The sequence below is a fragment of the Bradyrhizobium sp. JYMT SZCCT0180 genome (assembly GCF_018130165.1).
GTDB lineage: Bacteria > Pseudomonadota > Alphaproteobacteria > Rhizobiales > Xanthobacteraceae > Bradyrhizobium.
This window is the reverse complement of record NZ_JAFCLZ010000010.1, coordinates 179,444-203,480: the sequence shown is the minus strand read 5'-3', so window position 1 is coordinate 203,480 and position 24,037 is coordinate 179,444. Positions and strand designations below refer to the sequence as shown.

At 64.4% G+C, this 24,037-nt stretch carries 3 protein-coding genes; all 3 read right to left on the bottom strand.

Annotation, left to right across the window (positions count from 1 at the left end; translation table 11 throughout):
• Positions 1-20: 20 nt before the first annotated feature.
• From JQ641_RS16875 to JQ641_RS16865, 3 genes are read right to left on the bottom strand one after another with little or no spacing between them, the layout of a single operon-like run.
• A complete protein-coding gene (locus JQ641_RS16875) occupies positions 21-1,040 on the bottom strand; it encodes an alpha/beta hydrolase (protein WP_349628575.1) in 1,020 nt (339 codons plus the stop codon).
• On the bottom strand, positions 1,037-17,476 hold the full coding sequence (locus JQ641_RS16870; RefSeq protein ID WP_211997103.1) for a non-ribosomal peptide synthase/polyketide synthase: 16,440 nt from the start codon (positions 17,474-17,476) through the stop codon (positions 1,037-1,039). Before JQ641_RS16870 ends, JQ641_RS16875 begins: the two co-directional genes overlap by 4 nt.
• On the bottom strand, positions 17,469-24,035 hold the full coding sequence (locus tag JQ641_RS16865) for a non-ribosomal peptide synthetase (RefSeq protein WP_211997102.1): 6,567 nt from the start codon (positions 24,033-24,035) through the stop codon (positions 17,469-17,471). Before JQ641_RS16865 ends, JQ641_RS16870 begins: the two co-directional genes overlap by 8 nt.
• Between the last annotated feature and the right edge of the window lie 2 nt (positions 24,036-24,037).

Here is a 24,037-nt window from a genome sequence, read left to right as displayed (position 1 = left end):
AGCCAGGGGACGGAAGGCCATTATGACATACCTTCAATCCTCGTGTCCGTCCAAGCCCCGCCGCTGGAGGCTCGGAAGGCGTTTGCCAGGGCCTGCCCGATCGCCGCCTGCGCCTGCAAGGCATCGGCTACGACATTCCCCATCCGCAAGAATTCATGGATCATGCCCGGATAGATCTGGAGGTCGACGGCAACGCCGGCGGCGCGAAGCCGTGCCGCATAGTCACGCCCCTCGTCCACCAGCGGATCATATTCGGCAAGCACAAAAAGCGCCGGCGCCAGCCCTGACAGATCGTGCGTGGCCAGCGGCGCAAAGCGCCAATCGTCGCGGTCGGCATCGTCGCGGAGATATTGCCGGAAGAACCAATCGACGGTGTCCCGCTCGAGCAGAAAGCCCGAGCCATACCGGTTATAGGAATCCGTATTTTGCCGCGAGCTCAGGCCAGGATAGGCGAGAACCTGCAGAACGGGCTGCGGCAAGCTTGGGTCAGCCTTGGCTTCGATCGCAAGGGCCGCAGCAAGCGTTCCGCCAGCGCTGTCGCCGCCGACAGCTACGCGGCTCGCGTCCAGCCCGGCCGCCTCCCCCTCGCGACCGATCCAGGACAGCGCATCGACGGCATCCTCGAACGCCGTCGGAAATTTATGTTCCGGGGCAAGCCGATAACCAATCGACAGCACGGCTGCGCCGCTATCGTTGGCGAGGCCGCGGCACAAGGGTTGGTGCGAATCGAGACTTCCGACGACAAAGCCGCCGCCGTGCATGTAGAGCAGAACCGGCGCGGGATTTTGCGCGTTCGGCTTTTGCGCGGCGTAGAGCCGCGCGGCGATGGCATCCCCATCCCGCGTCGGCAGAGAGAACTCGCGTTCGAATGCCAGCGCCGGAGGATCGACGTCGAGCAACGGCGAAGAAGCGTCGAAATCTGTGCGTGCCTGCGTGGCCGTCAGCTGCGGAAACGGGATGCGGGCACCGCTCTCGGTCCCGAGCTGGATCATCTCGAGCAGCGCGGCGATATCGGGATCAAGGCTCATACGATCGTTCACTCCGCCGGTTCCGGCACCTGGTCCTGCGACGTTGTCGATGTCGCCTCCGGAGCCAGCAGCGCGCAGATCTCATCAAGAAAATCGGCATCCCTGAGGATCGTAAAATGGTCGTCCCCAACAATGCCGCGGTCAACGGCATTCGGGAGCTGCGTCTCCAGCCGATCACGCTGCGTCAGCCGGCCTGACGTCCACCAACACAGCGGCGCGGCCGTAAGAAGGCGCGGCGGCGCAGCGTTCTGTGTCAGGGTTCTCAGATGCCGCCCGACCGCGAAGGCGCTGGAAAGGTCGTCGACGCCCAGCAGTCTCTCGTCCGGCAATGGGCCCTGCACCGCCCCCAATACCTGTGCGGCCAGACGCCGGACACTCGCAGACGTCTCCGGCACGCCGTCGCGTTTTGCGGCTTCCACATGCGGATGGATGCGGCCCGATGCCGCGTTCGGAACAAGGGCCGACAGTAATCCCGCGAGATCATCGGCCCAGTGGGCAACGTCTTCCTGCCGATTCGATCCGCCGTGCGTCCGCAGCACGAAGCTGTCAACCAAGGCAAGACGATCCACACGCTCACCGCTTCGTTCGAGTTCGGCCGCAACGAGCGTGACGAGAAGTCCTCCCAGCGACCAACCGATCAGGCTGTACGGACCGCGGGGCTGCACCTGTCTGATCTCGCGCGCATAATCCGCCGCCATCGCCTCGAGCGACCGGTCGCTCCACGAACTGTCGACAAGCATCCGGGATTGCAGCCCGATCACCTGCCGGCGCCCCTGGAGGCGTCGCGCCAAGGGTCCATAATCAAAGACGGTGCCGAAACCACCATGCACACAGAACACCGGGTGAGTTCCAGGAACCGCAACGTTCAGCGGCAACAACGCCGACGGCACCGCTGCAGCGGCGGGAGCCACGTCACCTGCATCTGCCAGCAGCGCACGGATCGTCGGCTTCTGCAGGAGATCACGAAGCTTGATCTCGATGCCAAAACTCTTGTCCTGACGGAGCCGGGCAACGACCTTGAGACTGAGGATCGAGTTGCCGCCAAGTTCGAAGAAATTGTCGGTGACGCCAACTTGCGGCAGCTTGAGTATGTCGACCCACAGACGCGCCATCGCGGTTTCCGCGGGTCCCTGCGGGGCAACGAAGGTTCGCGCCGCGGTGTCGGGAGCCGGCAGTGCGCGCCGGTCGATCTTTCCGCTCGACATGACCGGCAGGCGATCAAGCACCATGATCCGCGACGGCACCATGTAGACCGGCAATGTCTGCTTCAGGAAATCGGTCGATCTGTCGACCAGCGCTTCGGCCAACGCTCCCGACGCGTCCTTTGCCGCCTTCGGCGCGACATAGGCAACGAGCTGGCTTCCGGCAGCGCCTGGCAACGCCACCACCGCCGCCTGCTCGATCTCCTCGTGACGAAGCAGGGAGGTCTGGATCTCGCCAAGTTCGATCCGGAAGCCGTTGATCTTGACCTGATCATCGCTGCGGCCGAGATACTCAATGGTACCGTCTTCGCACCATCGCGCCAGGTCACCGGTGCGGTAGAGTCGCGCACCCGGCTCCGCCGCGAACGGGTCGGGCACGAAACGCTCGGCCGTCATGCCCGCCTTGCCGTGATAGCCGCGCGCCAGCCCAAAGCCTCCGAGATAGAGCTCACCGGCGACGCCGGCAGGAATGATGTTGAGCGAGCTATCGAGAATGTAGGCGCTGCGATCACCAACCGGCAGACCGATCGGCGCGTAGGGCGTATCGCATTCGGCGGCGCCATCGACCTTCCAGACCAGGGGCGTGACCACGGTTTCGGTCGGACCATAACCATTGATCAGGATGCGCGGTTTCAGGACGCGCTTGACCTTGTCGAATCCCGCCTTCGGCATCGCCTCGCCGCCGAACGAATACAGTTTGACCGGCGGCGGGCTGCCTGCCTGCTCGACCCATTCCGCGACTTGCTGAAGGTAGGCGGGCGGCAGGCCGATATGGCTGACGCCATGGGCGTGCAAAGCTTCGACCGTTTGTTCCGGCGTCCACAGCTCCGCATCGCGCATCAAGAGCCGCGCACCGTGCGACAGCACCGTCAACCAGCGTTCGTGCGCGCCATCGAAAGCAAGCGACAGGAAATGCAATTCGCACGAGTGCTCGTCGATCTCGTAGAGGCTTCCGGTAACGTGGCAATGCATCGCAAGCGGCCCGTGAGCAACCGCCACACCTTTTGGTGTCCCGGTCGAACCGGAGGTGTAGATCAGATAAGCGAGGTTCTCGGACTCCACGTCCGGCTGCGGCGCATGGTCCGGACCGGCATCGAAATCGAACGTGAGAAGCGAGATTCTTTGGACATCATCCAGGTCCTCTTCGATCTGCCCCGTCAGCAGGAACGAAATCCCGGCATCGCGCATGACAAACTTGCGTCGCTCGGGTGGAAGCTCCGGATCGAGCGGAACGTACGCCCCGCCCGCCTTGAGGACGGCGAGCAGCGCGATCATCGTGGCTTCGGTTCGTTCGACCACGACGCCGACCCGCTGCTCGGGCTTGAGCCCACGGTCGATCAGGTGATGGGCAAGACGATTGGCTTTGGCGTCGAGCGCTCCGAACGAAAGTACATTACCGCCGATGGTAAGAGCCGTTCGTTCCGGCTGACGCCTCGCATGTAAGCTGATCGCCTCATGCACCAGCGGCAATGCGACGGCAGGCACCGCGTGGCGATTGCATTTATCGGCAAGACCGGCGTCGACCGCGGTGACCGGATCGATGCCGCCAAGCAGCACCGAAGCGTCCCGCGTCGATGCCGCCAGCAGATGCTCGAACTGTATCTTGATCTGCTCGGCCTGCGCTGGTGTAAAATGGCTCGGCATATAGGTGTATTCGACCTGGAGCGTGTCCTCGACGAGCACCGACAGATCCATCGGATAGTTCGTGACGTCGACATTCTTCAAGCCTCCGAACTGCAGCGAGCCGTCCCCCTTTTGCAGCATGCCGCGTTCAATCGGATAGTTTTCGAACACAATGATGCTGTCGAACATCGTCTGGCCGCCGCGGCCGGCCCAGCTCTGAATGTCATAGAGCGGCGAGTGTTCATAATCCCGGATCGCTAGGTTACGGTCCTGAAGCGCCCGCAACCATTCTCCGACCGTGCTTGCAAGCGACGGCGATTCGATCACGGGTAACGTGTTGATGAAGAGGCCGAGCATTTGCTGCGATCCATCGAGGCCGGCCGGGCGACCGGCGACGGTGACGCCGAAAGTCACGGCCTGCTGACCCGTATAACGCTGCAGCAACAATGCCCACACGCCCTGGACAATGGTATTGAGGGTGATCCGCTCGCGGCGAGCGAACGCCTTCAACGCCGCGGTCGCCGTCTCGCCGAGCCGCGTGTAACAGCGCGCATGACCGGAAGCCGGATGACGACGAGAACCGAAGGCATCGGCGAGTTGCGTCGGCTCGTCAAAGGACTTGAGCTGTTCGCGCCAGAAGCGTTCAGCCGCTTGCGCGTCCTGCGCCACCAGCCACGCGATATAGTCGCGGTAATGCGTCGGGTTCGCTGCAGGCGAGACGCCGTAATAACGCTCCAGGACTTCGCCGACAAAGCGCGCCGAACTCCAGCCGTCCATCAGGATGTGATGATAGGTCCAGATCAGGCGATAGAAATCATCCCCGAGACGCAGCAGCCGAACCCTTTGCAGGGGCGGCGCCGAAAGATCGAATTCGGCGGCCCGCTCGCCGGCCAGAGCCGCCGCGATGCGGTCGTCGTTGACGATTTGCCCGCGCCAGTCTTCCTGTTCGAAGGGCGCGGCGGCGTCGCGATAGACGGCTTGCAGCGGCGATCCGGACAGCTCGCGCCACAGGAATCCGGTTCGGAGCATCGGATGACGCGCGGTCACCTCGCGCCATGCAGACCGGAAGCGTTCGGGATTGAGCCCACGGATTTCAACGCTGACCTGATTGACGTAAACGCCACTGCCGGCATCACGCAGGCTATGGAACAGCATGCCCTGCTGCATCGGCGACAACGGGTAGATGTCCTCGATGCTGCTCCAGTCGAGACCGAGCTTTTCGAGCTGTTCGCTGGTCAGGCCCGAGAGCGAGCCCCGGACTGCCGTCGGCGTTTGCTCTGGTGGCCGGACTTGCCGGGAGACTGCTGCAAGCGTCTCGATCGTTTGATGCTGAAAGCAGTCACGCGGCTCGATCAAGACACCTTCGCGGCGTGCGCGGCTGACCATTTGCAGCGAAATGATCGAGTCCCCACCGAGCTCAAAGAAATTGTCGGTGACGCCCACATTGGGCTGGCGCAGCAGATCGGACCAGATCGCGGCCAGCGCCGCCTCGGTTGGCGTGCGCGGCGCGACATGCTCGGCAGTGGCAAGCTGATCCGGCGCCGGCAGCGCCTTGCGGTCGATCTTGCCGTTCGGCGTCAGCGGCAATCGGTCCAGCACCACGATCCGCGCCGGCACCATGTAATGCGGCAGCACCGACGACAGCGCGGTCTTGAGCACCGACCCATCCAGCGACGCCTCGCCGCTAACATAGCCCACCAGCTGGCGGCCCGCGCCGACCTCGCGCGCCACCACCACCGCCGAGCGCACCGCGGCCTGCTCCATCAGCCGCGCCTCGATCTCGCCAAGCTCGATCCGGAAGCCGCGGATCTTCACCTGGTGATCGGAGCGGCCGATATATTCGATCACGCCGTCGTCGCGCCACCGCGCCACATCGCCGGTGCGGTACAGCCGCGTCCCAGAGGGGCCAAACGGATCGGGAATAAAACGTTCCGCCGTCAACGCGCCGCGCTGCCAATAACCGCGCGCCAGTCCCTCGCCACCGATATAGAGCTCGCCGGCAACCCCGACTGGCGCCAGGTTGAGATCATTGTCCAGGATGTGCAGCGTGGTGTTGCCGATCGGGCCGCCCAGCACTGGACGATCGTCCTGCGCATCAAGGCGATGGCGGGCCGACCACACGGTGGTTTCGGTCGGGCCGTACAGATTCCAGACCTCGCCGGCCTGCGCCACCAGCCGCCGCGAAAGATCCGGCGGCAACGCCTCGCCGCCGCATAGCACGCGGCAGCTTCGCGGAAGCGATTTGCCATCGTGATCGAGCAGCATCCGCCAGGTCGACGGCGTCGCCTGGATCATCGTCACGCCTTGCGCTGCTACCATCGCCTGGAGCTGGCCCGGATCATGCGCCGCGGCGCGATCCGCCAGCACCACGCGCGCGCCCAGCGTAAGCGGCAGCCACAGTTCCAGCACCGCAATGTCGAACGACAGCGAGGTCAGGCCCAGCACGCGGTCCTGCGGCGTCATTCCCGGCTGTTGCGCCATCGTCGCCAGGAAGCTTGTCACTGCGTCGTGGCGGACCATCACGCCCTTGGGCAATCCGGTCGAACCCGAGGTGTAGATCACGTAGGCCAGGCTTTCGGGGTGAATGGCGACGTCGAGATTGCCGACGTCATGATCCCCGCCTCTATCCGCCTCGTCGAGCAGCCACGCCTCGGCGCCGGTCTCCTTAAGCACCGAGGCAAACTGCTCCAGCAATGAAGTCTGCGTCAGCACCAATCCCGCGCCGCTGTCGCGCAGCATGTGGGAAAGCCGCTCCGGCGGATAATCCGGATCGAGCGGCAGATACGCGCCGCCCGCCTTAAGCACCGCCAGCAGCGCCACCATCATCGCGACGCCGCGCTCCAGCGCCAGACCGACCACAACGTCCGTCCCGACGCCGTGATCCCGCAGACCTCTCGCCAGCCGGTTGGCTCGCTTGTTCAGTTCGCCATAGCTCAGCTCCGCACCTCCAAACACCAGCGCGATCGCATCCGGGGACCGGCGGACCTGTTCTTCGAACTGCGCGATAATTCCCCGGCGCGGCTCATCGCGACCGGTACTGTTCATGCGCAAGAGCAGCGCCTCGTCAGCAGGATCGTTTGCCGCGATCATGCCGACCGGCCGATCAGCATCGGCGCTCAACGCCTCCAACAACCGCACGAACGCGGCCTGCAGCCGCGCTACCTGCGCCTCGTCAAAATGCTTGCGCTGATAGTTGAGCACCAGCCGCAGCCGATCATCGAGACCGACGCTAGCAAACAGCGGATAGTTGCTGGTCTCGGTGATCCTTGTCTCGCCGACACGGACACGCTGGTTCTTCTCCTTCAGCGCGCTGTCGACCGGGTAATTCTCGAACACCAGGATGCTGTCGAACAGCGGCCGTCCGGGACGTCCCGCCAGGCGCTGGATTTCATAGAGCGGCGTCCAGCCGAATTCGCGCATGGTCAGATTGCGGTCCTGCAGCTCACGCAGCCATGCGCCGATTGTCTGCTGCGGACCGACGCTGTCGACCACCGGCAAGGTGTTGATGAACAGACCCACCATGTCTTCGGAGCCCGCCAGTTCCGACGGCCGCCCCGACACGGTGACGCCGAAGCAGACCGTGCCCTGCCCGGTATGCTGACGCAGCAATTGCGCCCATGCTGCCTGCACCAATGTGTTGAGCGTCACACGCTCCCGCGCTGCAAATTGCTGCAGCCGCGCGGTCAGCGCGGCGTCCATCTCCAGCGCCAACGCACCGTGACCCGGCTTTTCTCCACCCGACCGTTCCGCCGAGCCATCCGAGAGCAGACCCGGCTCCCCCCGTTCCGCCATCGCCGTGCGCCAGAACGCGGCTGCGGCGTCGCGATCCCTGCTCTGCAGCCAGCCGATGTAATCCCGATAGCGGCGCTGCAAGGCAGGCAACCGGCCATCGCTGCTGTATTGCAACACCTCGGCGATCAGCTGCGCCGAACTCCATCCATCGAGCAGGATGTGGTGATGGGTCCAGATCAGCCAGTGACGGTCTTCTCCCAAGCGAATCAGCCGCACCCGCTGCAAGGGCGGCCGCGACAGGTCAAAGCCTTCAAGCCGCTCCTGCCGCGAGACGTCGGTAAGCGCAGCATCCAGTTCCGATTGCTCCAATAGCGCAACCCGCGCCCGCCAATCCTCCTCGACGAACGGCACCTCGGCGTGGCGATAGACCACCTGTTGCGCCGAACCCGACAGGTCGCGCCAGACAAACCCGGTTCGCAGCACGGCATGGCGGTCGCTGACCGCCTGCCAGGCCAGACGAAGCTTGCCGGCATCAAGGCCATGTATCTCGGCGGCAACCTGATTAACATAGAGCCCACTCTCGCCGTCGTGCATCGCATGGAACAGCATGCCCTGCTGCATCGGCGACAACGGATAGACATCCTCAATCTGCCGCCAGTCGAGCTCGAGCCGGTCGAGATCGGTCTGGCCGAGCCCGGACAACGCCACATCCGATGGCGTGATTCCGCAAACACCGCTGGTGCAGTGATCGACCAGCTCCCGCAGCGCCGCCTCATACGATGCGGCCAGCCGTTCGACCGTCTCGCGCCGATAGCGTCTGCGGCCGAAGCCGAACGACAGTCGCAACTGCCCCTCGCGCACGGTCCCGTTGACGCTGAGCCAGCGCCGCAGAGGGCTCGATGCGCTCCGCGAGGGCCCCGCGCTTTCCGGCGCCATGGCAAACGCCTCTCCGGCGCCGCCGTCGATCTGGCCGAGATAGTTGAACGTGATCTTCGGCTCGGCCGCTTTCGACAGCACCGAGCGCTGGTCTTCCGAGCCGAGATAACGCAACACGCCGTAGCCCAGCCCGCGGCCGGGAATGGCGCGAAGTTCTTCCTTCACGGTCTTGATCAACGACGACGGATCCTGCGAGCCGCCGACCAGACGCACGGGAAATGCGGTCGTAAACCAGCCGACCGTACGCGAAATGTCGATATCGCCGAACAGATCCTCGCGGCCGTGACCTTCCAGCTCAACCAGGACATCGTCCTGGCCGCTCCATCGCGAAACGGCACGCGCCAGGCCGGCGAGGAGAAGGTCGTTGATTTGCGTGCGGTAGGCGGAAGGAGCATCCGTGAGCAGCCGTTGCGTCAGTTCTGCGTCGAACGACAGCGAGATTTCATCGGCGTCGGCGATGGTGTCGACGCCGCCATGATCGTCGTCGCACGGAAAATCCGTAACTCCGCAGCGCTCCACCCAATAACGCAGTTCTGCCGCGAGTTCGGACGACGCCGCATAAGCGTCGAGCCGGGCTCCCCACAGGGAATAGGCATGGCTCTTCGGCGGAAGCGCGACCATGTCGCTTCGCGTCAACTGGCTGTACGCCGCTGCGACGTCCTCCAGCAGCACCCGCCACGACACGCCGTCGACCACCAGATGATGGATTACGATCAGCAGACGCTGACTACCGTCGGCGACATCGATGCCGGCCGCACGCAGCAACAGACCATTGGCCAGCGACAGGCTTTCCTGCGCCGACGCTGCAAGCGCCGTGACGGCTTCGCCGTCAACCGCACTTCGGACCCACAACAACTCAGCCATGTCAGGCGCAGCGCCATGCTCCGCGCGCCACACGCCGTCCTTCGCTTCGAAGCGAAGCCGCAACGCGTCGTGATGAACGAGCACGGCCGCTATCGCGCGTCCCATGACCTGCCAATCAAGCCGGTCTTTCGGCCGCAACAGCACCGCCTGGTTCCAGTGATCGCGTTCTCCGACATCCTCTGCGAAGAACCGGGCCTGTATCGGCAGCAAGCGATGTGAGCCGACAATCAACCCTTGCTCGGCGCGAATCTCGTTCAGTTCCTCGGTACGTGCCGCAAACGCCAGGGCTTCCAGCGTCTGATGCTGGAACACATCGCGCGGTTCGATCAGATAACCGGCGCGTCGGGCGCGGCTCACCATTTGCAGCGAGATAATCGAATCGCCGCCGAGTTCGAAGAAATTGTCGGCAAGGCCAACGACAGGTCGGCCGAGCAGTTCGGCCCAGATCGCCGCGAGCGCCATTTCCACCGGGGTACGCGGCGCCTGGTGCTCCGCGCCGGTATCTATCGCGTCCGGCGCCGGGAGCGCACGGCGGTCTACCTTGCCGTTCGGCGCCAGCGGCAGCCGTTCCAGCGTCACGATCCGCGACGGCACCATATAGTCGGGGAGAACAGATGACAGCGCCGCGCGTAAGCCCGTCCCGTCGAGTTCGTCCGTCCCGCAAACATAACCGAAGAGCTGACGTGCAAGACCCACCTCGCGCGCAACCACCACCGCGGAGCGCACACTGGGCTGCTCCAGCAGCCGCGCTTCGATCTCTCCGAGCTCGATGCGGAAGCCGCGGATCTTGATCTGATGATCGGATCGCCCGACATACTCGATGGCGCCGTCGGGGCGCCAGCGCGCCAGATCCCCCGTCCGGTACAGCCGCTCGCCGGGACCGCCAAAGGGATCCGGGATGAACCGCTCCGCCGTCAGGCCCTGGCGCTGCCAATAGCCGCGCGCCAGCCCGACGCCGCCGATGAACAGTTCGCCCGTCACCCCGGCCGGAACCAGGTTCAGCGCGGCGTCGAGGATGCGAATGGCTGTTCCCGGAATCGGTCGTCCGATCGGCACACGCACCACGCCGTCGTCGCGGCAATTCCAGAACGTCGCGTTGATCAGGGCCTCGGTCGGACCGTAGCGGTTGTCGAACCGAATTTTGGGGAAGGCCGCGAGCACGCGCGCCTTCAGCTCCGCCGACAAGGCTTCACCGCCGGCAAACAGCCGCTTGAGCGTCACGCAGCGTTGCACCTCCGGCTCAGCAATAAAATGCTCAAGCATCGGCGGCACGAAATGCAGCGTCGTCACATCGTAGGCAACGACGGCGTCAATGAGAAGCCGCGGTTCGCGATGCGCACCCGGCGCGGCGATCGCAAGGCGTGCGCCGACGGCAAGCGGCCACAGGATTTCCCACACCGACACGTCGAAACTGAACGGGGTTTTCTGCAGCAAGGTTTCGCCGGCATCGAGGCGATATTCCGCCTGCATCCAGCCGAGCCGTGCGGCCAGTGCGCCATGCGAGCAGGCAACGCCCTTTGGCATGCCGGTCGATCCCGACGTGTACATCACATAGGCGAGACTCTCCGCATCAAGCGCGATGTCGAGATTGCTGCCCGGCTCTGCTACCCCGGCCTCATTCTCCACGTCGATGGTCCAAGCTTCCGCCGCCGCTTCAGCAATCACGGGCGCAAGGCGTTCTAGCAGCCGGCTTTGAGTCAGCACCAGCCTGGTTCCGCTGTCGCGCAGCATATGCAGCAGCCGGTCGGCAGGATAATCCGGATCGAGCGGCAGATAGCCTCCCCCCGCCTTCAGCACCGCGAGGACGCCGACGATCAGTTCGACGCTGCGCTCCAGCGCGACACCGACCAGTTGGTCGCGACCAATACCGCGCTCACGTAGCTGTTGCGCGAGACGATTGGCGCGAGCGTTCAACTCGCCATAGCTGACCTGTTGATCGCCGAAGACCAACGCGATCGAGGACGGCGAATTAGCGGCCTGCGCCTCGATCCGGGCGACGATTCCGCCACCAAAAACCGGGATCCTGTCGAACTCGATTGCGCCGCCACTCCAGGCGTGCACTTGCCTGACCTCATCGACGTCGAGCCCAGTGAGTTCGCCAAGCGGCGCGGCGGCATCCGTCACGATCTGCGCGAGCAGGCGCGACAGGCAGGCTTGCAGATATCTTATCTGGTCCTGATCGAACCGGCCGCGGTCATAGCGGAAACCGAGATTGATGCCGTCGGTCTTGGCGAATACCGCGACCGTGAGCGCATAATTGGTAATCGAGACCTGCTCGACCCGTCCAAAGCGGGAGCCGCTCTCGTTCTCTCCTCGCAGGGCCTCATCGATCGGATAGTTCTCGAACACCAGGATGCTGTCGAACAGCGGCCGGCCGGATCGTCCGGCCAGGCGCTGGATCTCGTAGAGCGGCATCCAGCCATGGTCGCGCAGATCAATGTTGCGCGCCTGCAGGTCGCGAAGCCATGCACCGGTTTCGGTTTGCGGATTTTCCTGATCAACCACCGGCAGGGTGTTGATGAACAGGCCGACCATGTCCTCGGACCCGGCGATCTCAGCGGGCCTGCCCGACACCGTCGCTCCGAAACTCACAACGCGCTGCCCGGTATGACGCCGCAACAACTGCGCCCACGCGCCCTGCAGGAGCGTGTTCAACGTCACGCGCTCGCGCCTGGCAAACGCCTGCAATCTTGCGGTCAGACCAGGCGTAAGGAGCAGATCCAGCGAACCGTGACCGGATGTGCCTGTGCTTGCAGGTCCGCCCAGCACATCCGCAAGGAAGCTCGGCTCGTCCAGCTCGGCCAAGGCGGTGCGCCAGAACGCCGCCGACACGTCGCGATCCTGCCTTTGCAGCCAGCCGATATAGTCACGGTAACGGCCGCGAACGGCGGGCAATCGGTTGCCGCGCTCGTGCTGCAATATCTCGGCTACCAGTCGCGCCGAACTCCAGCCGTCGAGCAGAATGTGATGATGCGTCCAGATCAGCCAGTAGCGGTCTTCCCCAAGTCTGATCAGCCGCACCCGCTGCAGGGGCGCATGCGACAGATCGAAACCTTCGGCCCGCTCGGCTTGCGACGCCTGCGCGAGCGCGGCCTCGAGTTCGCCGCGGTCCATGCTGGCCGCCCGTTCGCGCCAGTCTTCTTCGACGAACGGCAACGTCACATGACGATACACCACCTGCTGGGCCGCGCCCGATAGTTCGCGCCAGGCGAAGCCGGTCCGCAATACAGCATGCCGTGCGCTTACTTCCTGCCAGGCCGCCCGCAACCTGCCGGGATCGATGCCACGGATTTCCAGGCCAACCTGATTGACATAATTTCCGCTTTCGCCATCGCGCAACGCATGGAACAACATGCCCTGCTGCATCGGCGACAGCGGATAGATGTCCTCGATCTCTCGGCAATCGATCGTTGCAGTCAGGACATCGAGGTCAGCTTGGCTCAAACGGGAGAGTTCAACGTCCGACGGCGTAATCCCGTGCGCACCGCCGGTGCAATGGTCCACCAGCCCACGCAAGGCCGCCGCATAGTGCTCTGCGAGACGTTCCACCGTCGCGCGCCGGTAGCGCCGGCTACCGAAACTGAACGACAGCCGCAGCAGACCGTCGCGCACCTGAACGTTGATGCTCAGCCAGCGGCCAAGGGGTGCGCTTGCGCTGCGCGCAGCGCCGGCGCTCTCGGGCGCAACCTTGAACGAAGCCTCCTCACCCAGGCTGGCATCGAACTGGCCGAGATAATTGAAAACGATACGCGGCTCGGGGATTGCCGAAAGCCCTTGGCGCTGCTCTTCGGTGCCGAGGTAACGCAAAATGCCATAGCCCAGCCCGCGCGCGGGGATCGCCCGCAGCTCTTCCTTGACCGCCTTGATCAGCGCAGCGTCACCTCCCGAACCGCCCGGCAGGCGGACAGGAAACGCGGTGGTGAACCAGCCCACCGTGCGTGAAATTTCCGTACCCGGGAAGATGTCTTCCCGGCCATGGCCTTCGAGTTCGACAAGAACATCGTCAATCCCGCTCCAGCACGATACCGCGCGCGCCAACGCCGCCAGCAGCAGATCGTTGACCTGGGTGCGGTAGGCGGACGGCGCCTCCTTGAGTAGCCGCGTCGTCAGGCCCGCGTCGAATGTCAGCGAGATTTCCTCGCCCTCGGCAACCCGATCGACATCGCCATGATCGTTGTCGCAGGGCAGATCGGCGTTGGGCTTGCGTTCGATCCAATACGGCAGCTCGGCCGCCAGTTCGGCGCTGTCTGCATGCGCTTTCAAGCGCGCGGCCCAGGACGAATAGGATTGGCTCTTTGGCGTCAACGCAGCCGAGGCCGCGCCCTGTGCCATCTGACCGTAAACCGATGCGACGTCTTCCAGCAGCACCCGCCATGATACGCCATCGATGACGAGATGGTGCACCGATATCAGCAGCCGCTGGGTGCCGTCGGTCAGGTCCATTCCGACTACGCGTAACAGCGGTCCTTGCAATGACAGGCTGGCCTGGGCCGCTGACGCCAACGCGGTCAACTCGGCCGCATCGCGTACACCGCTCCGACTCCAGAATAACTCCGAGACCGGAGGCGCGGCGCCATAAGTCGCCTGCCAGACACCGTCGATCTGTTCGAAGCGAAGGCGCAGCGCATCGTGATGCGCGACGATAGCAGCGACCGTGCGCTCCACGACCGCCCAATCCAGCCGCGACTGCGGCATCAACAATACGGCCTGGTTCCAGTGATGGCGTTCGCCAGCATCCTCGCCGAAGAACCGAGCTTGAATAGGCAACAGCGGATGCTCGCTGCCCGCCAGATCCTTCTCGGGCTCGGTGGCCGTCATGGTCTGTTCCGTGCGCGCCGCCAGCGCCAGTTCCTGCAATGTCTGGTGCCGGAAAACGTCACGCGGCTCGATCAGCAGGCCGACCTGCCGGGCGCGGCCCACCATCTGCAGCGAGATGATCGAATCGCCGCCAAGTTCGAAGAAGTTGTCGTCGACGCCAATCAGAGGCTGGCCAAGGAGCTCCGCCCAGATCGCGGCAAGCGTCGTCTCCGTCGCCGTGCGCGGCGTGACGTGTGCAGCGGCAGCGTGCATGTCGGGGACCGGCAAGGCTTCCCGATCCACCTTGCCATGAGCGGTGAGCGGCAGGCTTTCAAGCCTGACAATGCGGGCCGGCACCATGTAGTCCGGCAGCCCGTCCGCGAGTGCGGCGCGCATGGCTGTCTCGTCGAACGCGCCTTCGCCACAGACATACCCCACCAGCTGGTGGGTTGCCCCGGCGTCGCGGGCGATAACGACCGCCGACTGCACGCCGGGTTGACGCATCAGCCACGCCTCGATTTCGCCGAGCTCAATCCGGAAACCGCGGATCTTGACCTGATGATCGGAGCGGCCGAGATATTCGATCACGCCATCCGAGCGCCATCGGGCCAGATCGCCGGTGCGGTATAGCCGCATGCCCGGCGCACCAAAGGGGTCGGGGATGAATCGCTCCGCCGTCAGCGCGCCGCGCCGCCAATAGCCCCGCGCCACCCCTTCCCCGCCGATGAACAATTCGCCGATCACGCCGATTGGTACGATGTTCAGATCGGCATCGAGGACATAGGCCGATCGCCGGCCGACCGGGCGACCAATCGGCGCATAATTGCCATCGATCTCTTCGTTGGCATCGACCTTCCAGACCAGCGGCGTCACCACGGTTTCAGTCGGGCCGTAACCGTTGATCAAGGTCCTCGGCTTGAGCGCGCGCTTGACCTTGTCGAAGCCGGCCTTCGGCATCGCCTCGCCGCCGAAAGAATAGAGCGAGACCGGCGGTGGATCGCCGCGCCACTCAGCAAAGTCGGCGAGCTGCTGCAGGTAAGCCGGCGGGAAGCCCGCGTTGGTGACGCGCTGCTTGCGCATGACCTCCAGCGTCTGCTCGGCCGACCACAGATTCTCGTCTCGCATCACCAGCGCGGCGCCGCAGGTCAGCGCAGTCCAGAGCCGTTCATGCGCGCCGTCGAAAGTAAAGGACAGGAAATGCAGTTCGCGGGAATGCCGGTCCATATCGTAGATCCCGGCGGTCACGTCGCAATGCATCGCGAACGGTCCATGCTCAACCGCGACACCTTTCGGCATTCCGGTCGAACCCGACGTGTAGATCACATAGGCGAGGCTTTGCGTTCCCACGGCGATCGCGGGATCGCGCTCGGGCTCCTGGTCAAGATCAACAGCGTCGAGCAGAACAACTTTGACTCCGGATTTTTTCGGGATCAGCGCTTCACCGGCCGCATCCGTCAGCAGAAAACGCACGCCCGCGTCGCGCATGGTGGCGAGCTGCCGCTTGACGGGATGGTCGGGATCGAGCGGCAGATAGGCGGCGCCCGTCTTCAGCACAGCCAGCAGCGCCACGACGAGAGACGGCGAACGTTGCGCCGACAGGCCGACCAGGTCGGAACTGGTGACACCCAGACGGATCAGGCGATGCGCAAGGCGGTTGGCGCGACGGTTGAGCTCCTCATACGAGATAACGTCGTCGCCGAAGACGAGCGCCGACGCATCGGGTGTTTGCGCGGCAAAGCCGGCCACCGTCTGATGCACGGGTGTGAACGGCGTCGCCGAACCGGCGCCGGCTTCGTTCCAGCTCCGGATGCTGGTCAACTCCTGCTCGGAAAGCAGCGCGATACCGGCGATCGACTGTGACGAATCCTGAGCCATCGTCTTGAGGAGCGTGATCCAATGCGCCGCAAGGCGTTCGATCGTCGCCGCTTCGAACAGAGCCGTCGCGTAGGTGAAGATCGCCCGTATCTCTCCTGACGGCCCCTCTTCGCTGTCGAGCGCCAGATCGAATTTGACGGTGTCGACGTTGGGTTCGATTTTTTCGATTTGCAGGCCGGTCAGGCCGAGCGAATTGTCCGATGTCCGGCGGCGCTGGTGGTTGTACAGCACCTGGAAGAGCGGATTCTGGCTCAGGCTGCGCTTGGGTTGCAGTACCTCCAACAGCCGCTCGAACGGAAGATCCTGGTTCTCCTGGGCTTCGATCGTGGCTGCATGGACGGTTGCGATGAAGTCGGCGATCGTCGCTCGTCTGTCGAGCTGCGTGCGCAGCACCTGGGTGTTGACGAACAGTCCGATCATCCCCCGGGTCTCGTCCCGGTGGCGATTGGCGACAGGCACGCCGACGCCGATATCGGATTGGCCGGTGTAGCGATAGAGCAGCAGTTTGAAGCTCGCCAGCAGGACGGCGAACAGCGTCGTCTTGTGCGTGCGCGCCAAGGCGCGCAGCGCATCGGCAAGCCCCGGATCAAGCTCCATGCGAACCGCGGCGCCGGCGAGGTCGGGTTCCGCCGGCCGCGCCCGATCAATGGGAAGCTGCAGCACCGCCGGATCGTTCAGCCGGGTCGTCCAATAGTCGATCTGCCGCTCGCCGTCGACCGCGCTCATCCAGAGCCGCTGCCATTCAGCATAGTCGATATATTCAACATCAAGTTCGGGCAGCGCTGCCGCCTCACCCCGCGCTACAGCCGCATACAGCTGCCAGAACTCCTCGACCAGCACCGCCATCGACCAGCCGTCGGCCACGATATGGTGCAGGCTGACCACGACAAACCTGTCGCCTTGCTCCAGCGTCAGCACTGCGACCCGCATGAGCGGGCCGGCCTCGAGATCGAAGGGTCGTGTGGCTTCCTCGCGCGCCAGCAGGTGGGCCTGCTGTTCGCGATCATGGCCATCCAGCTTGACGTGCCTGATCTCGACGGGTTGCGGATCGAGCAGGATCTGCTCGGCATCCCTGCCCTCTTGCCGAAACACCGTGCGAAGCGCGCTGTGCCTGATAACCAGCCTGTCGAAGGCCTGCTGCATCGCGTGCACATCGAGTTGGCCGCGCACCCGAACGGTCGCCGAGATGTTGTAAGCTGCGCTATCAGGATCCATTCGCCACAGGAACCAGAGGCGCGACTGGGCAAAGGAAAGCGGCGCACGCGTCCGTTCCAGCCGCGCAATCGGCAGCATGGCCAGGTTGACGCCCTTGTCCGCCAGCTGCGTCAGGAACGCATGCTGCTTGTTCGCATCAAGGCGCATCAATCGCCGTGAGATGTCGCGAAGCTGCTGTTTCTGCGTGGTGGCGGTGTCACTCATCGGAAAATTCGACTTCCTTCAACATGTCGAGCATCGCGGCGATGTCATCGCCGCGCTTGTCGACCTGAATCTCCGGGGCGAGGCCAGCCGCCATCGTCTCAACGGTCGTCATTTCAAAAAGGCGGTTCAGCGGCAGATCATGGCCGAGATCGCGCTTGATGCGGCTGATGAGCTGGACGGCGGTGAGAGAATCCCCGCCGAGCTCAAAGAAATTGTCGGTGACGCCGATATTGGGCTGGCGCAGCAGGTCGGCCCAGATCGCGGCCAGCGCCGCCTCGGTTGGCGTACGCGGCGCGACATGCTCGGCAGTGGCAAGCTGATCCGGCGCCGGCAGCGCCTTGCGGTCGATCTTGCCGTTCGGCGTCAGCGGCAATCGATCCAGCACGACGATGCGAGCGGGAACCATGTAATCCGGCAGCACCGACGACAGCGCTGCCTTGAGTACCGACCCATCCAGCGACGCGTCGCCGCTGACATAGCCCACCAGCTGGCGGCCAGCGCCGACCTCGCGCGCCACCACCACGGCTGAGCGCACCGCGGCCTGTTCCATCAAGCGAGCCTCGATCTCGCCAAGCTCGATCCGGAAGCCGCGGATCTTCACCTGGTGATCGGAACGTCCGATATATTCGATCACGCCGTCGGCGCGCCACCGCGCCACGTCGCCAGTGCGGTACAGCCGCGCACCGGCAGGGCCAAACGGATCGGGAATAAAACGTTCCGCCGTCAGTGCGCCGCGCTGCCAATAGCCGCGCGCCAGTCCCTCGCCACCGATATAGAGCTCGCCGGCAACCCCGACCGGCGCCAGGTTGAGATCGTTGTCCAGGATGTGCAGCGTGGTGTTACCGATCGGGCCACCCAGCACTGGACGATCGTCCTGTGCATCAAGGCGATGGCGGGCCGACCACACGGTGGTTTCGGTCGGGCCGTACAGGTTCCAGACCTCGCCGGCCTGCGCTACCAGCCGCCGCGAAAGGTCCGGTGGCAACGCCTCGCCGCCGCACAGCACCCGGCAGCTTCGCGGAAGCGATTGGCCATCGTGATCGAGCAGCATCCGCCAGGTCGACGGCGTTGCCTGGATCATCGTCACGCCTTGCGCTGCTACCATCGCCTGGAGCTGGCCCGGATCATGCACCGCGGCGCGATCCGCCAGCACCACGCGCGCTCCCAGCGTAAGCGGCAGCCACAGTTCCAGCACAGCAATGTCGAACGACAGCGAGGTCAGGCCGAGCACCCGGTCCTGTGGCGTCATTCCCGGCTGTTCCGCCATCGTCGCCAAAAAGTTCGTCACCGCGTCATGGCGGACCATCACGCCCTTGGGCATCCCGGTCGAGCCCGAGGTGTAGATCACATAGGCCAGGCTCTCGGGGTGGATCGCGAGATCAAGATTACCGGCATCACCGCCGTCACCGCTATCCACCTCATCGAGCAGCCACGCCTCGGCGCCGGTCTCCTTCAGCACTGGCGCAAACTGCTCCAGCAATGTCGTCTGCGTCAGCACCAGTCCCGCGCCACTGTCCCGCAGCATGTGGGAAAGCCGCTCCGGCGGATAATCCGGATCGAGCGGCAGATACGCGCCGCCCGCCTTAAGCACCGCCAGCAGCGCCACCATCATCGCGACGCCGCGCTCCAGCGCCAGACCGACCACCGAATCCGTCCCAACACCGTAATCCCGCAAGCCCCGCGCCAGCCGGTTGGCCCGCGTGTTCAGCTCGCCATAGCTCAACGCCGCATCGCCAAACACCAGCGCGATCGCATCCAGAGACCGGCGGACCTGCTCTTCGAACTGCGCGACAAGGCAGCGATCTCGCGGATACCGGGCATCCGTTCGATTCCACGTCTCGAGCAGAAGCTCGCGCTCGTCAGGCGGCAAAATATCCAGTTGCCGGACGGGAATCTGCGGCCGTCGCTCCAGATTATCGGCCAGTTGCTCGAGCGCATGCTGCATCAACGCGCAGACGCGTTCGGGCGAGATCGGATGGATCGCTTGCGCCGTCAGACCCAATGCCTGACCGTAATCCTCGACCGACAGCATCAAGGGGTAATTGGTACGCTCTTCGCCGCCGAGCCACTCGATGCCGTTGACGCCCGCGGCGGTCTCACCCGCGGTCGAGCTGGCCGGCATGGCGTTATGGCGGTAGTTCAGGATCGAACTGAACAATGGCGCCGGCGCCGCAACCTTGCTGCAGCGTTGCGCAAGCGCCAGCGAGGCATGCTCATGCGCCATCAGTTCGGCGAGCCGGGCGTGCGCAAGGCGAACGCTGTCTTCGACCGCGGTGCCATCGAGGTCGAGCCGCAGCGGCAATGTATTGATGAACAGGCCCATGGTGCGGTCGCCACCAGCGCCGGCCTGCATGCGGCCGAACAGCACCGTGCCGAACACGATGCGCTCGCGTCCGCTGCTCCGCGCCACCACCTGACCCCAGGCGAGATGGCAGAGACTGGCGAGACTCACTCCCAGACGACGCGCCTGAACCCGCAGCCGTCCGTTGAGCGATTGCGACAGCGTTCGCCGGGCTTCCGCCACGCCACGGCCGTCGCCATGCACCCTGTCCAGACCAAACGGCGTGGTCGGTTCATCGATGTCAGACAGCATGCTGCGGAAAAAGCGCTCGTGCCCGGCCGTAGCTTCCGCTCCCCGCGTCTGGGCCACGAGGTTCCGGAACGGATACGGAGCCGGCAGTTCATGACCATGCCCGGACAATATGTTCCGGACTTCGTCATGCATCACCTCAAGGGTGGAATGATCGCCGATCAGGTGATGCAGCAAGACCAGCAGCAGCCAGCGATCCTTGCCGGGATCGCGGGCCACCGCAAAGCGCAACAGCGGCGCCTGACCAAGATCGATCCTGTTCCCTCGCGGATCAAAACGCTGCGCAAGCTGTTCGTGCGCCGGGCTTTCGCGGTCCAGCTCGACCTCGGTGACGATCAACGGAGCCTGTCGCCACACCACTTGCGCCGGGGTGGACAGGCCCTCCCATTCAATCGAGGTGCGGAGAATGTCGTGGCGATCGATCACCTGCCGCACGGCGGCGAGATAGCGGTCGAGCAAATCGCGGCTTGCAAACGCCATCTGCCCGACCAGCAGATAAGGGTCGCCCTCTGCTGCCAGCAGGTGGTGAAACAGGATACCGTCCTGAAGCGGCGATAATCCATAGATATCCTGGATGTTGGCAACGCCACCGGGAACTTTTGCCGCGATGCTGTCGATATCGGATTGCTCGAGCGCGATCAGCGGCAACATCCCAGGTGTAATCGCCGTCGCCTGCATCGGGATCAAGTTGGCCGGCACGTCAGCCACGCCGCCGCCATCAAGGCTCACCGCGAAATCAGCCAGCACCGGCTTGGCAAACAGCGTGCGCACGTCCGCGCTGAGCGAATGCCGCTGCAACCGCTCCAGCATGCGGACTGCGAGCAGCGAGTGGCCGCCGAGTTCAAAGAAGTGATCGTTACGCCCGATGCGCTCGACGCCAAGCAGCTCGGTCCAGACCTTGGCAACCGTCTCTTCGCGTTCGCCTTGCGGCGCTTCATAGTCCCGGCGCACGAAGGCATCGTCCTCGGGCGACGGCAACGCCTTTCGATCGACTTTGCCGTTCGGCGTGAGCGGCAACGCTTTCAAGCGCACGAACGCCGACGGCACCATATATTCCGGCAAGCAGGCCCGGAGGTGGCTGCGCAGTGCAGCCGCTAGACCACCGCCGTCGTCATCCGGCGCCGACGGCACAACATAGGCAACCAACCGCGGGTCACCGTCGCGACCCTGGCGGGCCAGCACCACCGCATCGGCAACGCCGGCGTGCTCGTTCAGGTGAAATTCGATCTCGCCCAACTCGATGCGGAAGCCGCGGATCTTGACCTGATGGTCATTGCGGCCGAGGAATTCGATATTGCCATCCGGCAAATAGCGCCCGAGATCGCCGGTGCGATACATCCGCGCGCCTGCGTCGCCGCTGGAGGGATCGAACACGAACCGTTCCGCCGTCAGATCGGCGCGATTGAGATACCCTCGCGCGACCCCCGCTCCGCCGACATAGATCTCGCCGATCGCCCTGAGCGGAACCGGGGCGCCAAATCCATCCAGCAGGTAAATCCGCGTGTTGGGTAGTGGACGACCGATCGGGACGACGCCGCCTTGAAAGCCCATCGGCCGCAGCCAGGTGGTGGCGCAGACGGTTGTCTCCGTGGGACCGTAGCCGTTGAAAACGGCCACGCCCGAAGGCACGCCCTTGATCAACTCGGCCTTGGGCAGTTCACCGGCGAGGACAAGCACCTGCAGCGATGCCAAGCGATCAAGGTCCGTGCGCCCCTGGAGCAAGGCGGGCGGCAGGGTCGCGTGCGTAATGCCGTTGTGTGCCAGATAATCCAGCAGCTCCGCCGCGTTGCGATGCTCTCGCGGGCCGAGCAGAAACAGTTCGGCCCCGGAGCACAGGGCCATGACGATTTCCCAGGTGCTGGCGTCAAAGCTGAAGGAAGCGAACTGTACGACGCGGCTGCGCGCGGAAACTTCAAACAGCGCCCGTTGGGCCAGCGCCAGGTTCACCACGCCGCGATGCTCGACCATCACGCCCTTTGGCGTGCCGGTAGAACCCGACGTATAGATAATGTAGGCCAGATGACGCGATGTCAGGCCCGCGACCTCCGGACTTGACTTCGCCAACCCGGCGACGACAGGCGCGGCGGCTTCCAGATCAACGATCTCGCACGCCGTTCCCGCGAGCGCCGCGCGCCCGGCATCATCGCAAATCAACAATTTTGGCTTTGCGTCATCGACGATCTGCCGCAACCGTTCGGCTGGATAGGCGGGATCCAGCGGCAGATAGGCGCCGCCGGCCTTGAGTACCGCCAGCAGGCTGACGACCATGGCGATGCTGCGTTCCAGGCAGATCGCGACCGGCTGGTCCGGGCCCGCGCCCCGTTCGATCAGATAGTGCGCGAGTTGGTTGGCCCTTGCATCCAGTTCGCCGTAACTCAGGCGAATATCCTCGCGCACCAGCGCAGTGGCATCGGGTGACCTTCGGACCTGCTCCGCAAACAGTTCATGGATGCAATATTCGGACGGGTACGGCGTAGCGGTCTGGTTCCACGTTTTCAGAACAAGTTCGCGCTCTCCGACATCAGCCACATCGATCCGGTCGATGACCTGCTCAGCATCGGCGACCATGGCTCGCAGCACGGCAAGCAGATAGTCCCGATGACGCTCGATGGTTGCTTCGTCAAACAGCGCTGTTGCGTAGTTCAGGGCTCCGACGATGCGGCCATCGGCCTCGCCCAGGTTGAGTTCAAGATCGAACTTGATCTCGCTCAGAGCCGTGTCCGTGATCTCGGCCTTCAGGCCCGGCAATTCAAACGTCGCCGCCTCGTTGTTCTGCCAGGCGAATACGACCTGAAACACCGGGGCATGGTCCAGACGCCGCGGCGGCTGAATGATCTCCACGAGTTGCTCGAACGGCAAATCCTGATGGTCCTGAGCCGCCAGCGCAGCACCGCGCACGCGGCTCAGTAGCTCCGCCACGTCAGGTTCGCCCGACAAATCAACGCGAAGCGCCAGCATATTGACGAAGAAGCCGACCAGACCCTCGATTTCACGCCGGTTGCGATTGGCCGTCGGCGTACCGATCACGACATCGCTCTGACCTGACAGCCTCGACAGCACGGCCGCCCACGCCGCCAGCACCGTCATGAATGCGGTCGTGCGATGAGATTGGCTTAGCTGTTTGATGCCGCGTGCAAGCTCGGCGTCGATCTCGATCGGAACTGACGCACCGGCGAGAGACCTGACCGGCTGCCGCGGCCGATCCGTCGGCAGTTCGAGCAACGCTGGCGCACCCGCCAGCGTCTGCCGCCAATGGTCGACCTGCCGCTGCAACCGTTCGCCCGCAAGCCACTGGCGTTGCCAGGCGGCATAGTCCGGATACTGAATCGGCAGCGCCGGTAGCGGATCGCCCTCGCCGGCCATGAAGGCGCGATACAGGGCGCCCAGCTCGCGCACGAGCACACCGATGGACCAGCCGTCCGAAACGATATGGTGCTGGGTCAGCAGGAACAGATACTCGCTCTCCGCAATCCGGATGAGGCGCCCGCGGATCAACGGCCCCTGAGTGAGATCGAAGGGTGTATCCTTCTCTTCGCTGCATAGACGCTTGAGTACCTGCTCGCGCGCCGGTTCGGCCCGCAAATCATGCACAAGCAAAGGCAGACCCTGACCGGCCGGCAACAGCTCGACGCAAGGCTGTCCATCGGCCGCACGAAAAATGCTGCGCAGGGATTCGTGACGCGCAAACAGCTGATCCAGACTGCGGCGCCAGGCGGTGACATCGAGGTCGCCCGAGAGGCGCAGCGCGCCGCGAATGTGATAGTTGGTGCTGCTGCCGTCGAGCTGCGCCAGCAACCAAAGCCGCTGCTGCGCAAAGGACAATGCCAGCGGCCCGTCGCGCGGCACTACTGGTATGGAGGCCGGTTCGCCCCTGCCGGCGCTTCGGCCCCGGTCCTTGGCCAGCGCCAGGAGTTTTCTCAACTCTCCAGCATCCAGTTCCCGCAAATCGGGTTTCAATGAATCCGCCATTG

What these genes read in the sequence shown, in the direction of transcription:
- JQ641_RS16865 (WP_211997102.1), bottom strand. Translation starts at nt 24,035, where the DNA reads ATGGCGGATTCATTGAAACCCGATTTGCGGGAACTGGATGCTGGAGAG.
- JQ641_RS16870 (WP_211997103.1), bottom strand. Translation starts at nt 17,476, where the DNA reads ATGAGTGACACCGCCACCACGCAGAAACAGCAGCTTCGCGACATCTCA.